23 protein-coding genes are annotated in these 24,343 nt (G+C 62.3%); 13 read left to right on the top strand and 10 right to left on the bottom strand.

Annotated features, from left to right (window positions below; translation table 11 throughout):
* Positions 1 to 3: 3 nt before the first annotated feature.
* From B0E55_RS03950 to B0E55_RS03940, 3 genes are all read right to left on the bottom strand, one after another.
* The gene (locus B0E55_RS03950; RefSeq protein WP_019744843.1) at positions 4 to 2,508 is read right to left on the bottom strand and encodes an HAD-IC family P-type ATPase; all 2,505 of its coding nucleotides are present in this window, start codon (positions 2,506 to 2,508) and stop codon (positions 4 to 6) included.
* A 76-nt stretch (positions 2,509 to 2,584) separates the two neighbouring features.
* Positions 2,585 to 3,700, bottom strand: coding sequence for an MBL fold metallo-hydrolase (locus B0E55_RS03945; protein WP_019744844.1), 1,116 nt, complete (start codon positions 3,698 to 3,700; stop codon positions 2,585 to 2,587).
* A gap of 62 nt (positions 3,701 to 3,762) precedes the next feature.
* Entirely contained in the window at positions 3,763 to 4,494 is a 732-nt protein-coding gene (locus B0E55_RS03940; RefSeq protein WP_019744845.1) for an enoyl-CoA hydratase, read from the bottom strand.
* A 112-nt stretch (positions 4,495 to 4,606) separates the two neighbouring features.
* Here B0E55_RS03940 and B0E55_RS03935 point away from each other — a divergent pair, with 112 nt between their 5' ends.
* Positions 4,607 to 5,710 (top strand): NAD(P)-binding domain-containing protein, encoded by a 1,104-nt coding sequence (locus B0E55_RS03935; RefSeq protein WP_029255983.1) that lies wholly within the window; start codon positions 4,607 to 4,609, stop codon positions 5,708 to 5,710.
* Positions 5,707 to 7,149 carry a phospholipase D-like domain-containing protein gene (locus B0E55_RS03930; protein ID WP_020970434.1) on the top strand — a complete coding sequence of 481 codons (1,443 nt, stop codon included), beginning with the start codon at positions 5,707 to 5,709 and terminating at the stop codon, positions 7,147 to 7,149. Before B0E55_RS03935 ends, B0E55_RS03930 begins: the two co-directional genes overlap by 4 nt.
* A gap of 4 nt (positions 7,150 to 7,153) precedes the next feature.
* On the opposite strand, the gene B0E55_RS03925 is transcribed toward B0E55_RS03930, so the two are convergent.
* A complete protein-coding gene (locus tag B0E55_RS03925) occupies positions 7,154 to 7,690 on the bottom strand; it encodes a DUF6630 family protein (protein WP_020970435.1) in 537 nt (178 codons plus the stop codon).
* A 349-nt stretch (positions 7,691 to 8,039) separates the two neighbouring features.
* On the opposite strand from B0E55_RS03925, the gene B0E55_RS03920 reads away from it, so the two are divergent.
* Genes B0E55_RS03920 through B0E55_RS03895 form a run of 6 tightly spaced genes read left to right on the top strand, consistent with a single transcriptional unit; the run spans position 8,040 to position 13,678 of the window.
* Positions 8,040 to 10,886, top strand: coding sequence for a HAMP domain-containing sensor histidine kinase (locus tag B0E55_RS03920; RefSeq protein ID WP_241895999.1), 2,847 nt, complete (start codon positions 8,040 to 8,042; stop codon positions 10,884 to 10,886).
* Positions 10,883 to 11,299: a roadblock/LC7 domain-containing protein gene (locus B0E55_RS03915; protein WP_003940329.1), complete on the top strand. Its 417-nt coding sequence runs from the start codon at positions 10,883 to 10,885 to the stop codon at positions 11,297 to 11,299. The genes B0E55_RS03920 and B0E55_RS03915 overlap by 4 nt, the downstream gene beginning before the upstream one ends.
* A 5-nt stretch (positions 11,300 to 11,304) precedes the next feature.
* A complete protein-coding gene (locus tag B0E55_RS03910; RefSeq protein WP_019744850.1) occupies positions 11,305 to 11,679 on the top strand; it encodes a DUF742 domain-containing protein in 375 nt (124 codons plus the stop codon).
* Positions 11,660 to 12,247: a GTP-binding protein gene (locus tag B0E55_RS03905; protein WP_003940118.1), complete on the top strand. Its 588-nt coding sequence runs from the start codon at positions 11,660 to 11,662 to the stop codon at positions 12,245 to 12,247. The genes B0E55_RS03910 and B0E55_RS03905 overlap by 20 nt, the downstream gene beginning before the upstream one ends.
* Positions 12,248 to 12,287: 40 nt before the next feature.
* On the top strand, positions 12,288 to 13,082 hold the full coding sequence (locus tag B0E55_RS03900) for an MHYT domain-containing protein (RefSeq protein WP_019744851.1): 795 nt from the start codon (positions 12,288 to 12,290) through the stop codon (positions 13,080 to 13,082).
* Between the two features lie 53 nt (positions 13,083 to 13,135).
* Positions 13,136 to 13,678 carry an AAA family ATPase gene (locus tag B0E55_RS03895; RefSeq protein WP_020970437.1) on the top strand — a complete coding sequence of 181 codons (543 nt, stop codon included), beginning with the start codon at positions 13,136 to 13,138 and terminating at the stop codon, positions 13,676 to 13,678.
* Between the two features lie 7 nt (positions 13,679 to 13,685).
* Here B0E55_RS03895 and B0E55_RS03890 read toward each other — a convergent pair whose 3' ends face one another.
* Entirely contained in the window at positions 13,686 to 14,144 is a 459-nt protein-coding gene (locus B0E55_RS03890) for a GNAT family N-acetyltransferase (protein WP_080909131.1), read from the bottom strand.
* A gap of 56 nt (positions 14,145 to 14,200) precedes the next feature.
* Positions 14,201 to 14,827 (bottom strand): helix-turn-helix domain-containing protein, encoded by a 627-nt coding sequence (locus B0E55_RS03885; RefSeq protein WP_019744854.1) that lies wholly within the window; start codon positions 14,825 to 14,827, stop codon positions 14,201 to 14,203.
* Between the two features lie 33 nt (positions 14,828 to 14,860).
* On the opposite strand from B0E55_RS03885, the gene B0E55_RS03880 reads away from it, so the two are divergent.
* Positions 14,861 to 15,889, top strand: coding sequence for an NAD(P)/FAD-dependent oxidoreductase (locus B0E55_RS03880; protein WP_080909257.1), 1,029 nt, complete (start codon positions 14,861 to 14,863; stop codon positions 15,887 to 15,889).
* A gap of 9 nt (positions 15,890 to 15,898) precedes the next feature.
* On the opposite strand, the gene B0E55_RS03875 is transcribed toward B0E55_RS03880, so the two are convergent.
* Genes B0E55_RS03875 through ctaD form a run of 3 tightly spaced genes read right to left on the bottom strand, consistent with a single transcriptional unit; the run spans position 15,899 to position 18,644 of the window.
* Entirely contained in the window at positions 15,899 to 16,318 is a 420-nt protein-coding gene (locus B0E55_RS03875; RefSeq protein WP_044479364.1) for a DUF5313 family protein, read from the bottom strand.
* Positions 16,319 to 16,370: 52 nt separating this feature from the next.
* Positions 16,371 to 16,844 carry a MarR family winged helix-turn-helix transcriptional regulator gene (locus tag B0E55_RS03870; protein ID WP_019744857.1) on the bottom strand — a complete coding sequence of 158 codons (474 nt, stop codon included), beginning with the start codon at positions 16,842 to 16,844 and terminating at the stop codon, positions 16,371 to 16,373.
* 45 nt (positions 16,845 to 16,889) lie between these two features.
* The gene (ctaD, locus tag B0E55_RS03865; RefSeq protein WP_020970441.1) at positions 16,890 to 18,644 is read right to left on the bottom strand and encodes an aa3-type cytochrome oxidase subunit I; all 1,755 of its coding nucleotides are present in this window, start codon (positions 18,642 to 18,644) and stop codon (positions 16,890 to 16,892) included.
* A 203-nt stretch (positions 18,645 to 18,847) separates the two neighbouring features.
* Here ctaD and B0E55_RS03860 point away from each other — a divergent pair, with 203 nt between their 5' ends.
* Positions 18,848 to 19,999, top strand: coding sequence for an NADH:flavin oxidoreductase (locus B0E55_RS03860; protein WP_020908734.1), 1,152 nt, complete (start codon positions 18,848 to 18,850; stop codon positions 19,997 to 19,999).
* A 64-nt stretch (positions 20,000 to 20,063) separates the two neighbouring features.
* On the opposite strand, the gene B0E55_RS03855 is transcribed toward B0E55_RS03860, so the two are convergent.
* Positions 20,064 to 20,912, bottom strand: a complete 849-nt coding sequence (locus B0E55_RS03855; protein WP_080909130.1) for an aldo/keto reductase — start codon at positions 20,910 to 20,912, stop codon at positions 20,064 to 20,066.
* A 130-nt stretch (positions 20,913 to 21,042) separates the two neighbouring features.
* On the opposite strand from B0E55_RS03855, the gene B0E55_RS03850 reads away from it, so the two are divergent.
* The 3 genes from B0E55_RS03850 to B0E55_RS03840 all read left to right on the top strand — a co-directional run bounded on the left by B0E55_RS03850 (position 21,043) and on the right by B0E55_RS03840 (position 24,343).
* The gene (locus B0E55_RS03850; RefSeq protein WP_080909129.1) at positions 21,043 to 21,639 is read left to right on the top strand and encodes a class I SAM-dependent methyltransferase; all 597 of its coding nucleotides are present in this window, start codon (positions 21,043 to 21,045) and stop codon (positions 21,637 to 21,639) included.
* Positions 21,640 to 21,728: 89 nt separating this feature from the next.
* Entirely contained in the window at positions 21,729 to 23,360 is a 1,632-nt protein-coding gene (locus B0E55_RS03845; RefSeq protein WP_080909128.1) for an ABC-F family ATP-binding cassette domain-containing protein, read from the top strand.
* A gap of 143 nt (positions 23,361 to 23,503) precedes the next feature.
* A complete protein-coding gene (locus B0E55_RS03840) occupies positions 23,504 to 24,343 on the top strand; it encodes an aldo/keto reductase (RefSeq protein WP_080909127.1) in 840 nt (279 codons plus the stop codon).

The following is a 24,343-nucleotide window of genomic DNA, read 5'->3' as shown; positions in this document are numbered from 1 at the left end:
TACTTACTCACTGTGTGCGTGGTGATGCTCGCCGGGCAGGTCGTCGGGCGTCGCGAAAATCTTCCGCTTCTCCCCGTGCAGGCGTGCGCTGATCCACCACGAGAGTTCCACGAGCACAACGCCGATAGCGCCGAGGGTGATCGCGAGCGTCGTCGCAGCGACGTTGCTCGGATCAAGCTTGAAGAACTCACGAGTGAACGGCAGCGCGAACAGGATGAGGTACCCGGCAACCGAACCGCCGATCAGAACGAGCTTCCACCACACGTACGGCCGAGCAACGACGGCCAGGACCCACACGGCGATCATGATCAACGTGATGAGTGCACTGGTTCCGGCCTGGATCTTCTGGGTCTCCGTCTGGTCGGGGCCTTGGTAAGCCAACACGTAGGAGATGAACGTGGTGATGCCGATGATCAGGCCCGACGGCAACGCCAGACGCATCACGCGGGAGACGAAACCGGTTCGGGCGCGCTCGTTGTTGGGGGCGAGAGACAAGATGAAGGCCGGGATACCGATCGTGAACCACGCCGCGATCGTGACGTGGCGGGGCAGGAACGGGTACGGCAGCGGTTCGAAGTCGAAGACCTGGGACAGGACGCCGGTGATGCCGATCAGGAACGCAAGCACCACCGAGTAGACGGTCTTGGTCAGGAACAGATTCGACACACGCTCGATGTTGCCGATCACTCGGCGGCCTTCCGCGACGACGTACGGGAGCGTCGCGAACTTGTTGTCCAGCAGCACGATCTGGGCCACGGCTCGGGTCGCCGGACTGCCCGAACCCATCGAGACTCCGATGTCGGCGTCCTTGAGGGCGAGCACGTCGTTGACGCCGTCACCGGTCATCGCGACGGTATGTCCGCGAGACTGCAAGGCAGCGACCATTTCCCGCTTCTGATCCGGTCGTACTCGACCGAACGTCGTTGCTCCGTCGAGAGTGTCCGCCAGCTTTTCCTGATCGCTGGGAAGATCCCGCGCGTCGATGGGACGGTCACCACCCTCGAGCCCGAGGGAACCGGCAACGGCGCCGACGGAAACCGCGTTGTCGCCGGAAATGACCTTGACCGCGACCTTCTGGCTCGCGAAGTACTCCAACGTCTCCTGCGCGTCCGGACGCACCTTCTGCTCGAGTACGACCAGAGCCTCAGGGGTGACGGTGCCCGGCGCGTCGGCGTCGTCGACGGGAAGGTTGCTGCTGCCGAGCATGAGCACACGAAGTCCGCTCGAACCCACTTCTTCTGCCTTGCGGGCCATCTCCGAGTCGGGATCGAGCAGCACGTCCGGGGCACCGAGCACCCAGTTGCCGTGACTGCCGTACGACTGGCCACTCCACTTCTTCGCCGAGGAGAACGGCGCGAGCGCGGTGGCTTCGCCCCAACCGGAATCGTCGGAGAGAGACTCGCGAATCGCCAGAACGCTCGCGTTGGGGCGAGGGTCGGACGCAGCCATCGCGCTCAACGCTGACTTGACTGCAGACTCCCCTGATCCACCCGGCGCCACGTCGACCTCGGACAGGCGCATGCCGTTCTCGGTCAGCGTTCCGGTCTTGTCCGCGCACACCACGTCGACACGGGCCAAGCCTTCGATCGCCGGCAACTCCTGAACGAGGCACTGGCGCTTGCCCAATCGGATGACACCGACCGCAAAAGCAATGGACGTCATGAGCACAAGGCCTTCGGGAACCATCGGAACCAGCGCTGCCACCATGCCGTTGAGCGCGGGTCGGATCGGCAAGCCGATCGTGAAGAGCTGATTGAAGATGATCAGCGCTCCCGCCGGAATCATCAGATAGGTGATGAATTTCAGGATCTTGTCGATACCGCTGCGCAGTTCCGAATGCACGAGGGTGAACTTGCTCGCCTCTTCGGCCAGCTTGGCCGCGTATGCATCTCCACCGACCTTGGTGGCGCGGTACGCGCCGCTACCTGCGGCAACGAAACTGCCCGACAGCACTTGCTGGCCGCTCGCCTTGTGAACCGGATCAGCCTCACCGGTGAGCAGCGATTCGTCGACCTCGAGTGCGGCAGAACTGACCACCTCACCGTCGACGACTATCTGGTCACCGGATCCGAGTTCGATAATGTCATCGAGCACAACATCTTTGGGCGCCATTGCCACGGCGACGCCGTCACGCCTGACCATGGGCTTGGCCTGACTCACGATGGCCAGAGCGTCGAGCGTGCGCTTGGCGCGGATCTCCTGGATGATGCCGATACCGCTGTTCGCGATGATCAACAACCCGAACATGCCGTCAATGATCGAACCCGTCGCGAGCACGATCACCAACAACACGGTCAGGATCGCGTTGATGCGAGTGAAGACGTTGCCGCGAATGATGTCCTTGACCGAGCGGGACGCCCGGTCCGGTACATCGTTGGTTTGTCCCGACGCGATCCTTGCTGCAACCTGATCGGCGGTCAGACCGCGGGCGACGTCGACGTCGTCCGGCAATCGCTCAGGCGCTACCGCCACTGCTGTCTCTTCTGAACTGGTGTGCTCGTGAGCCATGGTCAAAGATTACGCACCCGGAGCAACTAATCAGGGTTCGACTCGACCGGCAACCACGTCCGCGGCACTTCTCCGCTCAGCCCAGTGGTATCCACCACTTCGACGGCGGTGTCGGTGACAACGCGTCGATCCTGCCGCCAGGCATCGGGACCGACACTGTTGTGCCCGCCTCTGCGGCCGACTCGTTGAGGCGAATGATCGGCTCCGACCACGAGTGAAACGCGAGGTTGAAGGTCGCCCAGTGGATCGGTACGAAGACACCGCGCGATCCGTCGCCCTTGTTGAGGTCGATGTGTGTCTGCACTGCCTCTTCCGGATTCATGTGAATGTCCGGCCAGCGCACGTCGTACGCGCCCACGGGGAGAAGCGTCAGATCGAAAGGCCCATAGGTTTCACCCAACTGTTCGAAACGTGATGTGTATCCGCTGTCTCCGCCGAAGAACACCCGGTGTTTCGGACCGGCGAATACCCACGACGCCCACTGCGTCGTGTTCCGGACGAGGCCACGACCGGAGAAGTGACGAGCCTCGGTGCACGTGAGGACCAGGTCGTCGATTTTTGTCGACTCGTCCCAGTCCAATTCCACGATCCGGTTCTCGGGCACCTTCCAGTGCCGCAGGTGAGCCCCGATACCGATCGGAACGACAAACGGAGCGGTCTGGGTGCGAGTCAGAATCTTGACCGTCGCCATGTCGAGGTGGTCGTAATGATCATGCGAGATGACTATCGCATCTACCGTCGGTAGATCAGCCAAGGCCACGGGAGTGGGATGCATACGTGCGGGACCTACTGTGGCCGAGGGTGATACGCGTTCGCTCCACACCGGATCGGCGAGAACGCGGTAACCGTCGACCTCGACGAGAACACTCGAATGGCCGTACCACGTCACGGCCGCGTCACCCGCTACCGACGGCGCCAGCGGAGTGGCCAACGGAATCGGCTGACGCGGCCGACCCGTCGACCCCCGTGTAGCCATCGACTTGAACATCCCGGCATCGGTGCCCGGAACCAGAGTGCTGCTGGGCTCCGAGTTGTGGAACTGGCGGTCCCGGTATCGCGGGGACATCGCCGCGTACGGTTGCACTGTGTTTCGCGACGCCCCGATCTGCGTCGGGATTCCCCATGCGGCTCGCGCCACCCACCCTGTCGCCGCGGCAACAGCCGCAACTCCGAGAACCGTCGTCTTCTTCATTCAGACGAGCGTAGCCACTATCTGTCCCGCGTGCCTGGTGCCTGTTTTCCCTGCAACGAGCTTTACTTTCCCTTGAATACGGGAGGGCGGTTCTCGATGCGGGCGGCGCGGGCTTCCTGGACGTCCTCGCTGAGCCAGGCGGCGTGGAGGGCGTCGAGTTGCTCGGGAGACTGTTCCTCCATGGTGCCGTCGTCGTTGAGAACCATCTTCATGTGCCGCAACGACAGCGGTGCGAGATTGGCGATGCGGTGCGCCCATTCCTGAGCGTCGTCGAGGGTTCCGAGCTTGTTGGCGAGACCGCGAGTGAAGGCTTCCTCGGCGCCGATCTGTTCGATGCCGAGCAGAATGGTACGCGCCGGACCGCCGCCGACCAGCGACGCGAGCCGACGCATGGTCCACTTGTCCACCGAGACTCCGAGAGTGGCCGCGGGGATTCCGAAGCGAGCGGTCGGTGCCACGACGCGCAGATCCGACGCGATGGCCAACTGGGTACCGGCGCCGATGGCCGGACCGTTGACAGCGGCAATGACGGGGATGGGCGCCGTGTCGATCGACCGGAGCATTTCGAACAAGCGGTCGGTGAAGCCCTCCATGTAGACGTCGCCGGACAGGTCCGCGCCTGCACAGAACGCCGATCCCTCACCGGTGATGACGACAACGTGCGCATGCTCGGCGACTGCCGCGTTCATCGCGTCCCGTATTGCGATGCAGAGTTCGGCGCTGAGCGCATTACGACGCTCGTGACGCTGCAACTCGATGGTCACGACGTTGCCGTCACGGGAGAACCCGATCATGTCCGCTCACTTTCGTTTCTGGAAGGCTCGACACACGGGAGTTCCGAGGCGCCGCTACCGTCCGCATACTTCTCTGCAGCTAAGTTCTGTACATCAGGAGGTTAGATTACCGATGAGTACAGACGACCTTGCCGCACAGCAACCACACCCGGTTGACGTGGTGGTGATCGGCGCGGGACAGGCCGGACTCTCCGCCGCGTACTACCTGCGCAAGTTCGGAATCGAACCCGAATCGGGGTTCGTGGTGCTCGATCATGCGTCCGGTCCGGGTGGAGCGTGGCAGTTCCGCTGGCCGAGCCTGACACTGAGCACCGTCAACGGTGTGCACGACCTCCCGGGGATGTCCTTTGCGGAAACCACCGGTACAGACGCCGAACAAGTGCCTGCATCGGTGGCGGTCCCCCATTACTTCGAACTGTACGAAAAGCAATTCGAACTTCCCGTCCACCGCCCGGTACACACACGGGTGGTGTGTCCGAGGGAAGAGCGACTGCGAATCGAAACCGACCAGGGGGTGTTCGCGGCGCGAGGCTTGATCAACGCGACGGGAACCTGGGAGCGCCCCTTCATCCCCCACTATCGCGGGGCCGAGTCCTTCCGTGGCCGACAGCTCCATACGAAGGACTATCGAACCGCTGCGGAGTTCGAAGGCAAACATGTTGTGGTGGTCGGCGGCGGTATCTCGGCCGTCCAACTGCTCGACGAGATCTCACGCGTCACGACCACTACCTGGGTGACGCGGCGCGAACCCGAGTTCCGCGACGAGCCGTTCACGCCGGACATCGGCCGCGATGCGGTTGCCATGGTCGAAGATCGTGTACGACGCGGCCTGCCACCGGGATCCGTTGTCTCGGTGACCGGCCTCCCCGTGACGCCTGCCATCCGGGCAGCGCGAGAGCGTGGTGTGATGAATCGACTGCCGATGTTCTCCGAAATTCTTCCGAACGGCGTGAAGTGGGCCGACGGTACCGTCGTCGACGCCGATGTCATCTTGTGGTGCACCGGTTTTCGTAGCTCACTCGATCACCTGGCGCCGTTGCACCTGCGCGGACCGGGTGGCGGAATCCCGATGACCGGGCGCCTCGCCACGCAGGTCGAAGCCGACCCTCGCGTACACCTGGTGGGATACGGACCGTCGTCGTCGACGATCGGAGCCAACCGCGCCGGCCAAGCGGCGGCGCGCGAACTGACCGCGTACCTGGGAATCGGCGAATGAACAGAATACTGATTCCGGGCGAAACCTGCTGGCGCATCGAACCGGCCGACAATCTTGCCTGCATCGTCGACGCCGCTGACTACTTTCATCATGCGAAGTCCGCAATGCTGCAAGCCGAGAAGCGAATCATGTTGATCGGCTGGGACTTCGACACGCGCATCAAACTCGAACCAGGCAAGCAGACGCTCGACGGCCCCAACCGATTGGGAATGTTCCTCCGCTGGCTGGTCCGCGAGAAACCCGACCTCGAAATCCTCGTACTCAAATGGAACATCGGCGCGTTCACCGCAATTGGGCGCGGCATGACTCCCGTCTTCGTGTCCAACTGGCTGACCGACGAGCGCCTTCGGTTCGAGATCGACGGTGCCCACCCGGTTGGTGCGGCGCACCATCAGAAAATCATCGTCATCGACGACGCTCTGGCATTCTGCGGCGGCATCGACATGACGGTGGACCGCTGGGACACCTCGGATCACGTCGACCGCAACGACTACCGGATCACACCGAGCGGAAGACGTTACGGCCCTTGGCATGACGCAACCACGGCGGTCGACGGCAATGCTGCCGCGGCCATCGGCGAATTAGCGCGGGCACGCTGGAAATCCGCAACCGGAGAGGACCTCCCACCGGTCCAGAGCACTGCGACGCCGTGGCCGGTCAATTTGGCTCCTACCTTGCGCGTCGTCGACGTGGCCATCGCCAGAACGCTGCCGGAACTCGGCGAACGCACAGAGGTACGCGAGATCGAGGCGCTCTATCTCGCGGCCATCGCCGGGGCAGAACACACGCTGTACATCGAAAGCCAGTACCTCGCCTCACGCACGCTGGCCGAGGCGATTGCCGCGCGTCTACGTGAGGCCGACGGGCCGGAGATCGTTCTGGTCATTCCGCGCAATGCCGATGGATGGCTCGAACAAAAGGCGATGGACGGGGCACGCCACGACCTGCTGCATTTGCTGTGGTCGGCCGATATCCACGACCGGTTCGGTGCGTTCTATCCCGTGACCTCTTCCGGCGCACCAATTTACGTGCATGCCAAGGTCCTCGTGATGGACGATCGCCTCCTGCGAATCGGGTCGTCGAACCTCAACAACCGTTCGATGGGCTTCGACACCGAGTGCGACATCGCCGTCGAATCCGACGACGACGCCGATGTCGAGTTGCGCGCCTCGATCATCGGATTGAGGCGCCGGCTACTCAGCGAGCACCTCGACGTCACCGAGGAAGAAGTCGACGACGCGTTGAGTGAGCAGTCACTGTTGTCGACGGTTCGCGCTCTCTCGACCTCCGACGCTCGCAGTCTGCGCGAATTCGACCGGAATACAGTCGACGGCGAAGACCACGTGCTCGCTGAAAATGCACTGATGGATCCCGAGCGCACGCCGCCCAGACTGAGCGATCGAATCGAAGGATTGCGCCGCCTGCTCGGCAAACGCTGAGACTCTAGAACACGCGCACGCAGTGCCCGGCTGCCAGCGCGAGTTCTACGAGTGTTGCACCGTGAACACTCGGGACGAGCGCGATGAGAAACGTATCGCTGTCGCTGTCGAGCCAGGCAAGTGAAACGCCCGTCTCGGTGATGTTGTCGCCGACTCGAGCGAGAAGCGATTCGAGTCCGGCAGCTCGATCGAAGTTCATGGCAAGACTCTGCGCCCACTCCCACGATCCTGCCGGCGCCGACTCGAGCGCTCGTAGCTGACCGAGAACCTCGGCAGCGTCCTCGTTCCAGTCCACCCAGACCAGGAGTTTTCGGTCGTGTAACGCGTCGACGAGAGCAAACCACGCCAATTCCGGGTGCGGCTTCTCGAGCGTCTGTGAGTACAGCTCGTTCTGTACTTCGACATACCGTTCCGGATACTCGATCGCGAGCGTCACCCGGTCGATGACGACAGCGCTGTCAGGGGCGAGCAGTTCGGCGATCGCGCGCAACGCGTCGCGAGCAGGTCCACCCACTATGTCTCCAAGGTTCGATTCGGTCATCGGTGCGGTTTCCACAGTCTGACATGCGAGTGCGCCTCGTTCGGACGTGTCCTCTATGTCAGGTCCTGAGGCAGATCCTCCGGAGATTCCCGCGCGCCGCATATCAACGAGTCGACGAGTTACCGAATCGAACAACCCGGCTATCCCATTCGCCGCACTTGTCCGTTTACCCTTTCACCTGGCCTTACAATCCGGATATAGTCATCGGCGATCCATGAAGCCAACTGGGATGTAGCGAGCCAGCGAACAGTCTGTTACCGTTCAGCTAACTACCCCTTCTGGTCAAACCGGATTGAAGGGGTTCGGGCAATGACCCACGGGGGGTTGACGTGAAGGGGCCATGTTCCGCATGAAACACGATTCACACACGACAACCTCTTGGTGGTCGATCGGCGAATGGCGCCTGGGATGGAAGGTCATCGCCGTTCTCGCATTGCCGATGATCGTCGCCGTCGTCCTCGGCGCACTTCGAGTTCAGACAGAACTCGAAGAAGCCGCACAGCTGAGTTCCTCGTCCGAGCGTGCCCTCGCAGTGCCCGCGGCGATCAACCTCGAATCCGCACTGTACGAACTCGCCGAAGCCGCATCGGCACGCACTGACACCGGCCCGGCAACACAAGCAGTTTCGGACGCAATGGACCAACTGGTAGACGCCGCGCGCGCGTTCCAGTCCGACGGCGACCTCAACGACCAAGTGACTTCGGCGCTCGCCGAGAGCCGTTCCATCACCGAGGAGATCGCCGCCGGCGCGGTGGCTCCCGCACGCTTGGTTTCGCGGGTCGGCGAAGTCTCGCGCGCACTCTCGAGCACCTTCACCAGCGTCGTCGAGCATTCTCAACGCCCTGTCCTGCGCGAACAAGGTGGTCGACTCTCCGCACTCTGGGAAGCGCGACGAGCGCTGGCCGAACAACGAATCCTCTTCGGCTCCGGTGATCCGGACCAGCAAGCTCGTACGTCGATGGTCAGTGCTGCCGGTGCCGAACTGGTCGCTCTGAACAACATTCTGGCCATCGACGGGAGTAACGACACCGTCCAGACCCTCAGCAACTCTGCTCAGAACCGGATCAACGCCCTCGGATCAACTCCGTCGACCTCTCCTCTGGGGAGCCGCGTCGGCGCCGATCTGAAATCCGGCAACGACCAGTACAACAGCCTGACCGACACCACCGTCACCGAGTTCGGCGACACCGTCACCGCCGAATCCAATGCAGCACGAACCGCAGCACTCCGTGACACTGCAATCGTGCTCGGCGCGGTCCTGCTGGCACTGGCCATCGCCCTCGTCATCAGCCGATCGCTCATCGATCCGATCCGCCGGTTGCGATTTGCCGCATTGCAGGCCGCACGACGCGGACTCCCCGACGCGATCGAACGAATTCGCGCAGGTGCCAGTACCGACGAACTCGACTTCGCCCGTGTCCCGATCCGCACCCACGAGGAAATCGGCGAGCTTGCGCGCGCGGTGGACGACATGCACGGTCAGGCCATCACGCTTGCCGGCGAGCAGGCCACCCTGCGGCGCCAGGTCAACGACATGTTCGAAACGCTGTCGCGGCGTAACAAGTCCCTCGTCGACCAGCAACTCGGTTTGATCGAACAGTTGGAGCAGGACGAAGACGACCCGCGTCGCCTCGAGAATCTGTTCCGGCTCGACCACATCGCCGCGAGAATGCGTCGAAACGGCGACAACTTGCTGGTTCTCGCCGGAACCGATGTACGCCGCGCCAGGACCGCCCCCGTCGCTCTCGGCGATACCCTTCGCGCCGCGGTATCAGGAGTCGAGGAGTATCGACGCGTCGAACTCGGGCAGATCCCGCCCGGAGTCGTCACCGGTCATGCTGCCCCGGACGTCGTTCACCTCATCGCTGAGCTGCTCGACAATTCTCTGCGGTACTCCCCACCGGAGACCACCGTCTCCATCAACGCTGCCCGCACGATCGACGGCTCCATGATCGTCGAGATCGCAGATCTCGGTATCGGCATGTCGCCTGCCGATATCCTCGATGCCAACGAGCGCCTCGCCGCCGGCGGCGAGATGAGCGCGGATACAGCGCGTCGCATGGGTTTGTTCGTCGTGAGCCGAATCAGCCGTCGCTACAACATCTCTGTGCGCCTGCGCCCGACGGCAACGTCATCGACGCACAGCGGCATCACCGCAACGGTGCTCCTACCGACGTCGATACTCGATTCGTCTCGGGGACCCGAGATCCGCACGCCGCGAACCGGACCCGTTCCCACGCTCGATCGGACTCCCCCTCCCACACCGCCTGCACCGTCATGGTCACAGCCCGTCCCGACCGAATCCGCACCCCCGCGGCCTGCGACCAGAAGTTTCGCTGATCTCCCGCGTCGAACGCCCGGTAACAGTACCGATCGGACCGAGACGTTCGCCCCGATCACACCGCAATCCACTCCTACGGCAACAGCGCCTTCGGGATTGCCACGTCGCACTCCGGGCACAAGTGGAGTACCGGCAGTCAGCACCTCGACTCCGACCACTGCTGCACCCGCCACCTCGGTGTCGTCCTTCGCTCCTCTGCCCGATCCCGAGGGCACAAGCACATCGACGTCCCTTCCCGTTCGTACTCCGTCGCCGGAATTCGCCTCGCCGGCACAGGGTCCCGAGATCCCGGTGGGTCCACAACCGTCGACAACCCCGCCGCCGCGGCACCGGCTCTCAGCCCCGACGCCGACAAATACTGCGGCATTCTTCTCCTCACGCACCCGTGACGGGCTCTCTGCTCGCGCATCGGTGAGGGCTGACGGCGCGGGCGACGGCAACTCGAACGACGTACCCTCTGCTCCGACCACGATGCCGATTTTCGCCCGGATGGTGTCGGAGTGGCTCGTGGATCCGACGGCGGAGACTTCAGCGGCTTCCACCGGCAGTTCGTGGACCACCGACGCGGATCAAGGCTGGCTGGCCGCTCGGACCTCGTTCGAGATGCCGGTCACCAAGATCGCCGATTCCGGTCTGCCCATTCGAGATCGCGGAGCCCGCCTGGTTCCTGGTGCCGTCGGCGGAGGCGGTACGACACAGCGCCATGCATCCAATCCGGCGGACGTCCAACGTGGTTGGAGCAGTTACCAATCCGGAGTACAACGAGGGCGTCGGCGCGCCGCCGACCATCAGCCCGATGGCGGACAGTCTTTCGAATCGTCCACGATGTTGCACAACGATGAAGGAGAACAGTGAACACTGTCGGAGCCCAAGAGACTCCCCGCGCACTCGACTGGCTGGTTTCGGCTTTTGCCCGAGACGTGCCGGGTGTGAGTCACGCGATCATCGTCTCAGCCGACGGGTTGTTGACCGCCTCGAGCACACACCTTCCGCTCGATCGGGCGGATCAATTGGCCGCTGTCACTTCCGGACTCGCCAGCCTGTCCGCGGGGGCGTCACGCCTCTTCGACGGTGGGGCCGTCATGCAGTCCGTCGTCGAGATGGAGAACGGCTACCTGCTTCTCATGGGCGTCGGTAGCGGCGCTTACCTTGCCGCCCTCGCTGTCGCCGGATGCGACATCGGCCAGATCGGTTACGAAATGGCGACTCTCGTCGATCGCGTCGGGACCACGATGGACATTGCCCCGCGAACGTCGCAGGGTATTTGAGTTCGATGCCTCACCATCAATCCGAGTACGACGACGCCGAACCCAGCTTGGTCCGGCCGTACGCGCTCACCGAAGGTCGGACCCTGCCGTCCATCGACCTCCCGCTCGAAGCGATCATCGCGACGATCGAGGACGTGGTCTCGAACAATCTTGCACCGCAGGATATTCGTGCATCGATCGTCGCACTCTGCGAGCAGCGGATCTCGATTGCCGAGATCGCTGCCCACCTCGGTGTTCCGATCGGAGTCGTGCGGGTACTGGTTGCCGACCTCGTAGTAGCCGGATCACTGGAAATACATGCCACTCTGCGAAGCGACGCATCTCGAGTCGAGCGACGCGAACTGATCGAAAGGACCCTCAGTGGACTTCGGGCACTCTGACTCATCGTCTCGCGTGAAATCGACAAAAATCGTGATCGCCGGGGGTTTCGGTGTTGGCAAGACAACGCTTGTGGGGACCGTCTCCGAAATCGTCCCCCTTCGCACGGAGGCAATGGTCACCGACGCCAGCGACGGTATCGACAATCTCGGTTCCACTCCCGACAAGAGCACCACGACGGTCGCGATGGACTTCGGGCGCATCACTCTCGCCGACGACCTGGTCCTCTATCTGTTCGGAACCCCGGGACAGCGCCGCTTCTGGTTCATGTGGGACGACTTGATCACCGGTGCGATCGGTGCGGTCATTCTGGTCGACACGCGCCGCCTGGAAGACAGCTTCGCTGCAGTCGACTTCTTCGAGGCGCGAGGGCTCCCGTTCATTGTGGCGGTCAACCGTTTCGACGGCGCACCAATCCATTCGGCGAGCGATCTCCGGCAGGCATTGGCGCTACCCAACCGCGTTCCCATGATCGAGATCGACGCCCGAAACCGCGAATCGGCCAAACGCGCGCTGATCGCCGTCACCGAGTACTCCCTCGAACGACTTGCAGCTGAAGCAGTCGTCTAGATGAATCACCAGATGCGAATCGTCGCCGAAAGGAACTGGCATGTCGGATGAAATGCACCATTTCTCGATGGGAATCTGGCTGCTCGGGCTCGCCTACGTCGTGTCCGTGGTCGGGTCGGTAGTCGGCCTGGCGTGCACCAGGCATTCAGCGTCGGCGACGACAACCGCCACACGCATGCGATGGCTAGCCATGGCTGCCCTGTCGATCGGTGGTGTCGCCATCTGGCTGATGCACTTCATCGCCATGCTCGGCTTCGCAGTCCCCGGCAGTCCCATTCGATACAACCTCGGATGGACCGTGATCTCCGCGATCATCTCAGTAGGTGCTGTTTTTGTCGGTCTGCTGATCATCGGGACCGAATTCCGCTGGACGCGGCTTCTGATCGGCGGCGTGGTGACCGGTCTCGCCGTGAACATCATGCATTACACCGGCATGCGCGCCTTGCGCTTTCAGGGTGAGATCCACTACGACCTGCTCTTCGTTGCATTGTCGGTTCTCATCGCAGTCGTCGCCGGAACCGCTGCACTGTGGTTCACCATGGTGCTCGAGTCCACGATTCTGCGTTTTGTCGCCGGAATCATCATGGGCATCGCCGTCGTCGGTATGCACTACACCGGAATGGCCGCAGTCGAGGTTGTTCACGACGCGGCAGCCCCGGCGCCGCAGGGACTCGAAGTGTTCTCATTCCTCTTCCCTGTCTTCGTTCTCGGCCTGCTGGCGTTGGCAGTTCCGATTGTCGCCGTGCTGACAGCACCCAACCGTGCGACGGCACGGATGGAATCCGCCGCCGACGACCTGGCGTTCGAAGCACGAGAGTTCGCGACCTCGAACTGAGAGGAGTACGGGGCGAGTCGATGTGAATCGACGACGCCCCGTACATTGCGGGGATGGTGGATGCCGGACACAACCCCCCGTCGTCGGCCGACGCGGCACTGGTCGTGATCAGTGGTTTGCCGGCCACCGGCAAATCGACGATCGCGCGGGCGCTTGCTCAGCATCACAAGATCCCCTACGTGCGGATCGATACCATCGAACAGTCGCTGATCCGCAGCGGTATCGCTGATGTATCCGGGACCGCCGGATACATCACCGGGTACGCGCTCGCCGCCGAACAATTGCGACTGGGACTCTCGGTAGTGGTCGAATGCGTCAACCCAGTCGAGGCGACACGAAACGCCTGGTCCGCTACCGCACTACATAATTCGGCGCGCTTGCTCAGTGTCGAAGTCATCTGTTCGGATCCCGACGAGCATCGCCGACGCGCAGAACGGCGAGTCGTCGACATCCCGGATCTTGTACTACCTACGTGGCAGGAAATCCTGGATCGAGACTACGAGCCGTGGACCACGGAACGGCTCGTGCTCGACACCGCAATCATGAACTCCGAGAGCGCAGTACGACGAATAACTGCCAGAATATTCACCGAATGAGAGCTGCTCACAGGGTGAGAACGAAGAATGCACTGTTCGGATCTTCGCGGTAGTTTCCGAACGGTGGACACGGGACGAACCCGAATCTCGCATACAGTCGGCGTGCCGGATCGAAGAAGTCCTGTGTGCCGGTCTCCAATTCGAGTTGCCGGTAACCTCGTTGTCTCGACTCGTCCACGACGTGTTGAAGAAGTCGCGTACCCACGCCACGCCCTCGAGCTACCGATGAGGTTCGCATCGACTTGATCTCGCCACCGGTCGACGACCGTTCCTTGAGTGCAACACAACCGAGTAGATCGTCACCTTCGCTCCACAGCGTCCACATGGTCACGGAGCTATCCGTCAGCCCGGTGATGTCCAGCGCGTGAACGCTGTCCGCGGGCGAGGTCGCATGCATGTCGGCGAGATGTTCGGTCAGTAGAGCACGGACCACATCCCGACTCAGGTCGTCAATTTCGATTCGCACGGATCCTCACTGTCCTCTTCGCTTCCGGCAGCATCGAATGAAAGTATGACTGGCCATCACTTCGGCGAAGGCTTGGCCCGTACGTGGATGCGTTCTCCTTGGGGGCCGAACAGACTCAGTACCTCGACCGGGCCGCCGCCGTCACTACCGAACCAATGCGGGTTTCGGGTGTCGAATTCAGCAGCTTCACCCGTACCCATCACGATGTCGTGATCGGCCAACACCAACCGCAACCTCCCCGACAAGACGTACAGCCATTCGTAGCCGTCGTGCACTTGCGGGTCGGGGTCCGTCTGGCTTGCCGGGATGGTCATCTTGAATGCCTGCAGCCCACCGGGTTGCCGAGTCAGCGGCAATACCGTTCGCCCACTGACGCTTCGAGGCGCACTCTGGATACGTGGATCGGCGACCTGTGGTGCCGCCACCAGTTGGTCCAACGGCACTTGGTGGGCAAGCGCGATCGGAAGCAGCAACTCCAGACTGGGTCGACGCTCCCCCGCTTCGAGCCTCGACAGGGTGCTCTTCGAAATACCGGTGGACTCGGACAGCGCTGTGAGCGTGACGTTCCTCTGTGTACGAATGCGTTTGAGGCGCGCGCCGATCTGCGAGATGGCGGCATCGATGTGCGGACCGTTGACATTCATGGTGCCGAGTCTGACGACGATTCCCAGAAATGGCAACATTAGTTGCTGACGAACCTCCTCCGCGAGCAATCTGTGCTCATGCGAACACACACTGAAACAGAGATCCTCGACGCCGTGATCGTCGGCGGTGGCGCCGCCGGACTCAGTGCAGCCCTGGTGTTGGGTCGTGCTCGGCGCTCGGTCGCCGTCATCGATTCCGGCAAACCGCGCAACACACCGGCAGCACACATGCACGGCTTCCTCTCACGAGACGGCATGGCGCCAGGTGAGTTGCTCGCCGTCGGACGCAGCGAATTACAGACGTACGGAGTCGAATTCAAACGCGACGACGTAGTCAACATCTCGTGGCGCGGTATCGAACCCGGCTTTGTCGTCGAACTGTCGGGAGGCACGACGCTCGAAACTCGCACTGTGCTGGTTGCCACCGGCCTACGGGATTCACTCCCGGAAATACCAGGAATCGAGGAGCTTTGGGGGCAAAGCGTGCTCCATTGCCCGTACTGCCATGCGTACGAGATCAGCGACCAACCGATCGGCGTTCTCGGCGGCGACGCTCGCGAGATGTCACTTCACCAGGCGTTTCTACTCCGACAGTGGTCGTCGGATGTGACGTTCTTCCCCGACAATATCTCGCTCACCCCCGACGAACGCGCGCGACTGGCTGCCCGAGGAGTGACGGTTGCCGACGGATCGGTATCTGGATTGGTCTGCGAGAAAAGCAAACTGAAAGCCGTCGAACTCGACAACGGCCAACTGGTTGCGCGCTCAGCACTGTTCGTTGCGCCGCGTTTCGTTCCGAACGACGCACATCTGACGCGACTCGGCTGCAAAGCCAGCCCCACGGGATTCGTGGCTGTCGATCATTCCGGCGCCACCAGTGTTCCCGGTATCTGGGGCGCCGGCAACGCCGTCGACCCTCGCGCACAGGTAATCAATGCTGCGGCTGCAGGTTCAACCGCGGCGATCGCAATCAACGGATACCTGGTAGAGCAGGACGTCGAATCGGCTCTTCGCTCGACCGACCCTGAAGGTGGTTTCTCGGCGGCCATGGAGCAGGGCGTCTGCGAGATGAACGGCGGCAGCGCCCTTCACGGCATCTGACCGAAGCGTCTAGGTCGCGGGGCCGCCGTGCAACTTCTCGTAGGCGGCCTTCTCGGCGTCGTGGCGCGAGACCTTCTTCGGGTTCTCGAGGTCGGAAGGCAAACCGTGACGCTCGAGGCGACGCGACCTGTTCTGAGCCATGTAGGAGACCGAATAGAACAGCGCCAGAAGCACTCCGAGCAGCACCATCGACGCCCGCAGGGCCCACGGCCCGGGGAAGAGCATGAAGGCCGCGAAGACGGGAATGAACGGCACCATGCTGCGGATCAGGTGACGTGGCACAGCCCAGTCACCGATCAGGTCGTTTCGCACCCAGTCCTGCATCGAATCGGGTAACTTGCGCCCCACTGAATAACCCAACCACTGAAGGGGATTCGGGCTCGTGCGTTGCTTTTTGGAAGTCACGGAAGTCACCTGTTCGGTACGCATCGGTCTTGACGCAGTCGTCACGTTTCTTTCAGATGTGGTCATCACATTTCTCTCATTGGTCCAAAGCGCCGGCGCGGAGCGCGGCCTCGTTGACCCGCGTCAGAACGTTGTGGAGTTCTTCGAGTTCGGCGAGGCTGACGCCGAGCTTCGCGACAACCGCCGGCGGGATCTTCTCCGCCTCGTCACGCAGTGCCACACCGGCTTCGGTGAGGTCGACGTCGAGTTGACGTTCGTCGGCGCGGCTACGGGTTCGCGTGATCAACCCGGACGCCTCGAGTCGCTTGAGGAGCGGCGAGAGTGTCGGCGAATCGAGCTGCAATGCCTGCCCGATTTCCTTGACCGCCATCGGCGACTTCCCCCACAGGGCAAGCATCACCAGATACTGGGGATGTGTGAGGCCCATCGGCTCGAGCAGTGGCCGGTAGACGGACAGGACTGCCCGGTTCGCGACCGCAAGTGCAAAACACACCTGCCGGTCGAGAGCCAGCGGATCGTCCATCTGCGTCTGCGGAGCCTTCGTCGTCATGACTCCGATGTTACCAGATTGATTAGTGCAGTAACTATTATCGCACTAATCAATCTGGCGATGATCGTCACTCTTCTCCAACGTCGACGTGGGTTGCCCGGTGAGGCCCACGTGCGCTTCCGCCCTCATTCGCTCCACCATGTGCGGGTAGTGCAGCTCGAACGCCGGACGCTCGCTACGGATGCGCGGCAACTCGGTGAAGTTGTGACGCGGCGGTGGGCAGGTGGTCGCCCACTCCAGCGAGTTTCCGTAACCCCACGGATCGTCGACGGTGACCACCTCGCCGTAGCGGTAACTCTTGAAAACGTTCCAGATGAACGGCAGTGTCGACGCGCCGAGCACGAAGGCGAAGATCGTGGACACCGAGTTCAGCACCGTGAATCCGTCCGAGGGCAGGTAGTCGGCGTAACGACGGGGCATACCTTCGCCACCGAGCCAGTGCTGGACGAGGAAAGTGCCGTGGAAGCCGACGAACGTGGTCCAGAAGTGCCACTTGCCGAGGCGCTCGTCCATCATGCGACCGGTCATCTTCGGGAACCAGAAGTAGATACCGGCGTACGTGGCGAACACGACCGTACCGAAGACCACGTAGTGGAAGTGGGCGACAACAAAATACGTGTCGGTGACGTGGAAGTCGATCGGCGGACTCGCGAGAATAACGCCCGACAGACCACCGAAGAGGAAGGTGATCAGGAAGCCGACCGAGAACAGCATCGGCGATTCGAAGGTCAACTGCCCCTTCCACATCGTGCCGATCCAGTTGAAGATCTTCACACCTGTCGGCACGGCGATCAGGAACGTCATGAACGAGAAGTAGGGCAGGAGAACAGCACCCGTCGCATACATGTGGTGAGCCCACACCGCGATGGACAGAGCTGAGATCGCCAGTGTCGCGTAAACCAAACCGGTGTATCCGAAGATCGGCTTACGGCTGAAGACCGGGAAGATCTCCGAGACGATGCCGAAGAACGGCAGCGCGATGATATACACCTCGGGGTGCCCGAAGAACCAGAACAGGTGCTGCCACAACAGAACTCCACCTGACGCTGGGTCGAAGATGTGTCCACCGAGATGGCGGTCGACGAACAGTCCCATGAATGCGGCGGTCAGTAGCGGGAACGCCATCAAGATCAGGATGCTGGTGATGAAGATATTCCAGGTGAAGATCGACATCCGGAACATCGTCATGCCTGGTGCGCGCAAACAGATCACCGTGGTGATCATGTTGACCGCACCGAGAATAGTGCCGAGACCGCCTACTGTCAGTCCGAAGACCCAAAGGTCGGCTCCGACGCCGGGGCTGTGCACCGCACCCGACAGCGGGGTGTACGCAGTCCAACCGAAGTCGGCAGCGCCGCCCGGCGTGAGGAATCCGCCGAGTACGATCAAACCACCAAAAGTGAAGAGCCAGAAGCCGAATGCGTTCAAGCGCGGGAAGGCCACGTCCGGGGCACCGATTTGCAGCGGAAGTATGTAGTTCGCGAAGCCGAAAACGACGGGCGTCGCGTACAGCAACAACATGATCGTGCCGTGCATGGTGAACAACTGGTTGAACTGCTCGTTCGAGAGGAACTGCATCCCGGGGACAGCCAGTTCCGCACGCATGAACAGGGCCATCAGGCCGCCGATCAAGAAGAACACGAAAGCCGTGATCATGTACATGATCCCGATCTTCTTGTGATCGGTGGTCTTGATCATGTCGAACATCCACGACCCCTTGGGATCACGACGCTTCGGGTACGGCCGCTCCGGAATCGGCTCCAGCTCTCCGGTCCGCTCGTCCGGCACCGTTGTTGTCATGCTCGCGCGTCCTCTTTCGTGCTCGATACCACCCTCAAGAACTTTCCGCACGACCATATCGCATGTTAATAGTTAATGCACAAACTAAGTTTGGTCGACGTGGACATCAATCGAAAACCGAACGTACGCAACCTTTTGCAGATTTCGGTGAGATAAAGTCAGGCGGCGGAATAGGTCAAGGGTCCGCCACGTTGAACAAACCCGTGACTCTTCCCGACACATCGACAGCACCCGAGGCCCCCGCGTTGCGCGGCCTCTTCGAGCCTTTCGAGGTCAAATCACTCTCGTTGCGCAACCGTTTTGCGATGGCCCCGATGACTCGCGCCTTCTCTCCTGACGGAATCCCCGGCGCCGACGTGGCCGAGTACTACCGTCGTCGCGCAGCGGGCGGGGTCGGCCTGATCATCACGGAAGGCACCTATATCCCGGACCCGGCAGCCGGCCCGCACACCCGCGTACCGCGCATCTACGGTGATTCGAGCCTGGGCGGCTGGAAGTCGGTAGTCGACGCCGTGCACGCCGAGGGTGGATCGATCATTCCTCAGCTGTGGCACCTCGGAGTCGAGCGCGGCGAAAACTCGCGTCTGAACCCCGAGGTCGAAACCGTCAGCCCCTCCGGCCTGGCGCTGGACGGCACCCGTCTGGGACGAGAATTCACCACCTCGGATCTCGACACCTTGAAGCAGTCGTGGGTCGACGCCGCACTCAACGCGAAGAACACCGGTTTCGACGGGCTCGAGTTGCACGGAGCGCACGGCTACCTGCTCGACGAATTCCTGTGGGCCGGAACCAATGTCCGCACCGATGAATACGGCGGATCACTGGAAGCCCGCACCCGTTTCCCGGCCGAGGTCGTCGCCGCAATCCGAGAGGCTGTCGGAAACGAGTTCGCGATCGTCTACCGATTCTCGCAGTGGAAGTCCGGCCACTACGACGCTCGTATCGCCCAGAGCCCGGCTGAACTCGGCCGCATCCTCACTCCCCTGGTCGACGCCGGCGTCGACGTTCTGCATCCGTCGACGAGGCGCCACTGGGAACCGGCGTTCGCTGAACTCGACGGTGAAGACGGCAAGCTCGGCCTCGCTGGCTGGACGAAGAAGCTGACCGGGTTGCCGACCATCACCGTCGGCTCGGTCGGACTCGACTCCGTGTTCACGACGGCATTCACCGGCGACGCCGCATCGGCTGTCACGGGGCTGGAGCGTCTCGAAGCTCAGTACGATAGGGGTGAATTCGACATGGTTGCCATCGGACGCGCGCTGCTCGCCGATCCCGAGTGGGTCGAGAAGCTCCGCACCGGACGCGCGGACGAGCACATCGCATTCACTGCAGAACATCGCACGCACCTGAACTGACCTCGCACGACAGAACGGCACTCCCGCGATTGCGGGAGTGCCGTTCGTGGGTCTACCGGAAGTTCTAGCTGCCGAGCGTGACCGGGTCGGGGCCGATGCGGCCGGCCGGGTCGTCGAGAGCACCGATCGCGTTGATCTGTTCCGGCGTCAGTTCGAATCCGAAGACATCGAAGTTTGCGGCGATACGTTCGGGGGTCACCGACTTCGGAATCACCACGTTTCCGATCTGCAGGTGCCAGCGAATGATCACCTGAGCCGCGGTGACGCCATGAGCGTCGGCGATAGCGGTGATGACGGGGTCACCGAGAACAGTTCCCTGGCCGAGCGGGCTCCACGCTTCCGTCGCGATTCCCTTGCCGGTGTGGAAGGCGCGCAGTTCGGCTTGGTTGAACTTGGGGTGAAGCTCGATCTGGTTGAGGACCGGCACCTCACCGGTTTCACCGATGACACGCTCGAGGTTCTCGATGGTGAAGTTGGAGACGCCGATGGATCGAACCCGTCCGTCCGCCTTGAGCTTCTGGAATGCCTTGAAGGTCTCGACGTACAGGTCCTTGGACCGAACCGGCCAGTGGATCAGGTACAGATCGAGGTAGTCGAGACCCAACTTGTCGAGGCTGGCGTCGAAGGCGGCAAGCGTCGAGTCGTAGCCCTGATCGTCGTTCCACAGTTTTGTCGTGATGTACAGGTCTTCGCGGGCGATGCCGGATTCGGCGATCGCGCGGCCGACGCCCACCTCGTTGCCGTAGATCTTGGCGGTGTCGATACTGCGGTAACCGGTCTTCAGAGCGGTGGAGACGGCTTCCTGCGTCTCGTCGTCCGGAACCTGGAACACACCGAATCCCAGTGCGGGGATCGTCTTACCGTCGTTCAGAACAATGGTCGGTACAGAGGTCACATCGTTGGTCTCGGTCATATGTGGATCCAACGCACGGGCGCCAGGAGGCATTCCCCACCGAACCTCCTCTTCGCACCCTTGTCGCACCCGAAATGCCGGTCTACCTTGGAATACAAGTAATCGAATCGCCTCGAGAAAAGAGAGAGCGATGAATCTCGGATATCGCCTCGCCTACAAGGTCGGCGTCACTCCATGGGAGCACACCGGTCACGGCTTCGACGCTCAACTGTCCGGCCTTCTGGATGCGATTCCCCTCCCGGACGGTGGCCGTGCACTCGATATCGGTTGCGGCACCGGACGCCATTCCATCGAGCTGGCGCAACGCGGGTGGCACGTCACCGGCGTCGACGCCGAACAGGAACCGCTGGACAAAGCGCGCATTCACGCGCGTGAAGCACACGTCGACGTCCGGTTCCTCCACGAGGACGCGGCAGACCTGCACATTGCTGTCGACGGCGGGCACATGCTGGTGCTCGACATCGGCTGCTTTCACGGGCTCACCGATCATCAACGACGCGACTACGGGAGGTCGGTCAACGCGATCACCGCACCCGGGGCGTCCATGGTGATGTTCGCATTCGGGCCAGGTCACCGTTGGCCGATGCCACATGGCGTCTCCGAGGAGGACGTCATGCGAGTATTCGACGGTTGGTCGATGGCCTCGAGTACGGCCGCCGACGTGAGTGAATCGCCACTTCCGGTCCGTGCGGCACATCCGTGCTGGTACCACCTGGTCCGTGACTGACTGCTGTGCGCCTTTATTAACCGCCCGCGGTTAATAAAGGCGCACAGCACCGATTAACACAGGCGCACAGCGCCGGGGATACTTCTCAGGTGACTGCAACACTGCGCATCAGCGGCCTCTCTGCCTCCCGGGGAGAACGCACTCTGTTCTCCGACCTCGATCTCACCGTCGCGCCCGGCAACGTCATCGGCCTCGTCGGCGCGAACGGCGCCGGCAAGTCGACGCTTCTCACCGCACTGGCGGGAATCGGAACTGCCGACGTCGAAGGTTCGATCATCCTCAGCCCGCCAGACGCTGCGGTGGGTTATCTCGCACAGGAACCCGACCGCATCGAGGGCGAGACCGTCCTCGAGTTCCTCGGCCGACGCACCGGCGTCGCGCACGCCGAGGCGGTCATGAACGCCGCGGCCGAAACCCTGGCTGAAGCGGAGGAGGATCTGTACTCTCCGGCTCTCGAACGCTGGCTCGCTCTCGGCGGCGCCGATCTGTTCGAGCGCGCCGAGAAGGTGGTCGAAGAACTCGGGCTCGGAGTTCCGCTCGAAGCTCACATGACGGCACTGTCCGGCGGTCAGGCCGCACGCGCCGGGCTCGCGTCGCTGTTGCTCTCGCGCTACGACATTCTCCTGTTGGACGAACCCACCAACGATCTCGACCTGCGGGGTCTCGAGCAGTTGGAGCGATTTGTCGCCGAGACCCGAGCGGCGCTGGTTGTCGTGAGCCACGATCGCGAGTTCCTCTCGCGCACCGTCACGGGGATCGTGGAACTCGATCTGGCACAACAGGACATCGCCGTCTACGACGGCGGCTACGAGTCGTACCTCGCCGAACGCGAGATCGCCCGCCAGCACGCACGCGAGGCGTTCGAGGAATACGCAGGCACCCGCTCCGATCTCGAAGATCGCGCACAGATGCAGCGCAACTGGATGGAACACGGCGTCCGCAATGCGCGTCGTAAGGCCAAGGACAACGACAAGATCGGACGCGGATTGCGGACCGAGTCGACGGAGAAGCAAGCCGCGAAGGCACGCCAGACCCAACGTCGCATCGAGCGACTCGAAGTGGTCGAGGAACCGCGCAAGGAGTGGGAACTTCGCATGGAGATCGCGGCGGCTCCGCGGTCCGGATCCGTTGTCGCAACCACGAATGGTGCCAAGGTAACGCGCGGTCAGTTCACGTTCGGTCCGGTCACGACACAGATCGACTGGGGCGATCGAATCCTCGTCACGGGCGCGAACGGGGCAGGCAAGACCACCCTCCTGAACGTTTTGCTCGGCAAACTCGTCCCAGACGAGGGCATCGCGTCCTTGGGTTCCGGTGTCGCGATCGGTGAGATCGATCAGGCGCGTGGATTGTTCGAAGGTGATCAACCAGTCGTCGAGGCCTTCGGCGCTCAGGTTCCGGACTGGCCCGATGCCGATGTCCGTACTCTGCTCGCCAAGTTCGGCCTGCGCGGACACCACGTACTCAGATCTGCCGCTTCCCTGTCCCCCGGCGAAAGAACAAGGGCTGCACTTGCTTTGCTCCAAGCTCGCGGCGTGAACCTACTGGTACTGGACGAGCCGACGAACCATCTCGACCTTCCGGCGATCGAACAGCTCGAGCAGGCGATGGAATCCTTCGAGGGAACCCTCCTCCTGGTCACTCACGATCGACGCATGCTGCAGTCCACCCGAAGCACGCGCCGGTGGCGAATGGAGAACGGACAGCTCTTCGAGGAATAGCCAACCGACTCTGCTTGCGCAGACAACCCGCGTGTGCAACTATTTATCAGGCGCACGCAATAGTTGCATGCGCGGCATAGGTGGTCACGGGCGACACGATCGCCCTTCGAACCGCCACACCCAGTCTTGAAAGGCGCTCTTCAATGTTGTCGATCCCCGACCGCACACTGACTCACGGAACCACCGGCGAACCGATCACCATCCCGCAACTCGGGTACGGCGTTTTCCAGGTACCGGACGCACAGACCGAAGAGGTCACTGCCACCGCTCTCGAGATCGGCTACCGCCACATCGACACGGCCGCAATCTACGGAAACGAAGCCGGTGTCGGCCGCGCCATCGCTAGTTCGGGTGTTCCGAGGTCAGAGCTTTTTGTCACCACCAAGTTGTGGAATGACGATCAGGGCCACGACCGAGCGCTCGCCGCGTTCGACACGAGCCTCGACAAGCTCGGCCTCGACTTCGTCGACCTGTATCTGATCCACTGGCCGGCACCGGCAAAGGGCCTGTTCGTGGAGACGTGGGCCGCTTTCGAGGAGATCCTCGCCTCCGGCCGTGCCCGTGCGATCGGCGTGTCCAACTTCCTGCCCAAGCACCTCGAACTGCTGGCCGAGCACAGCTCGATCACCCCGGCCGTCAACCAGATCGAATTGCACCCCAGACTGCAACAGCACGCGTCACGGGAATACGCGCGAAGTCGCGGCATCGAAATCGAGGCATGGAGCCCACTGGGACAGGGAACTATCCTCGACGACCCGACCATCGGGAAAATCGCTGCAGCACACGGAAAGAGCCCAGCGCAGATCATTCTGCGCTGGCATCTCGAACAGGGACACACCGTTCTGTCGAAGTCGGTGACACCTGCCCGCATGCGCGACAACGCCGCAATCTTCGACTTCGCACTCGATACCGACGAGTCAGCTGCCATCGCAGCGCTGAACACCGACAGCCGTGTCGGACCCGATCCAGTCGAATTGAACTGA

This window comes from Rhodococcus sp. 66b (genome assembly GCF_002076325.1).
GTDB lineage: Bacteria > Actinomycetota > Actinomycetes > Mycobacteriales > Mycobacteriaceae > Rhodococcus_F > Rhodococcus_F erythropolis.
The sequence above is the reverse complement of the archived record's forward strand: the minus strand, read 5'-3'. Positions and strand labels throughout refer to the sequence as shown.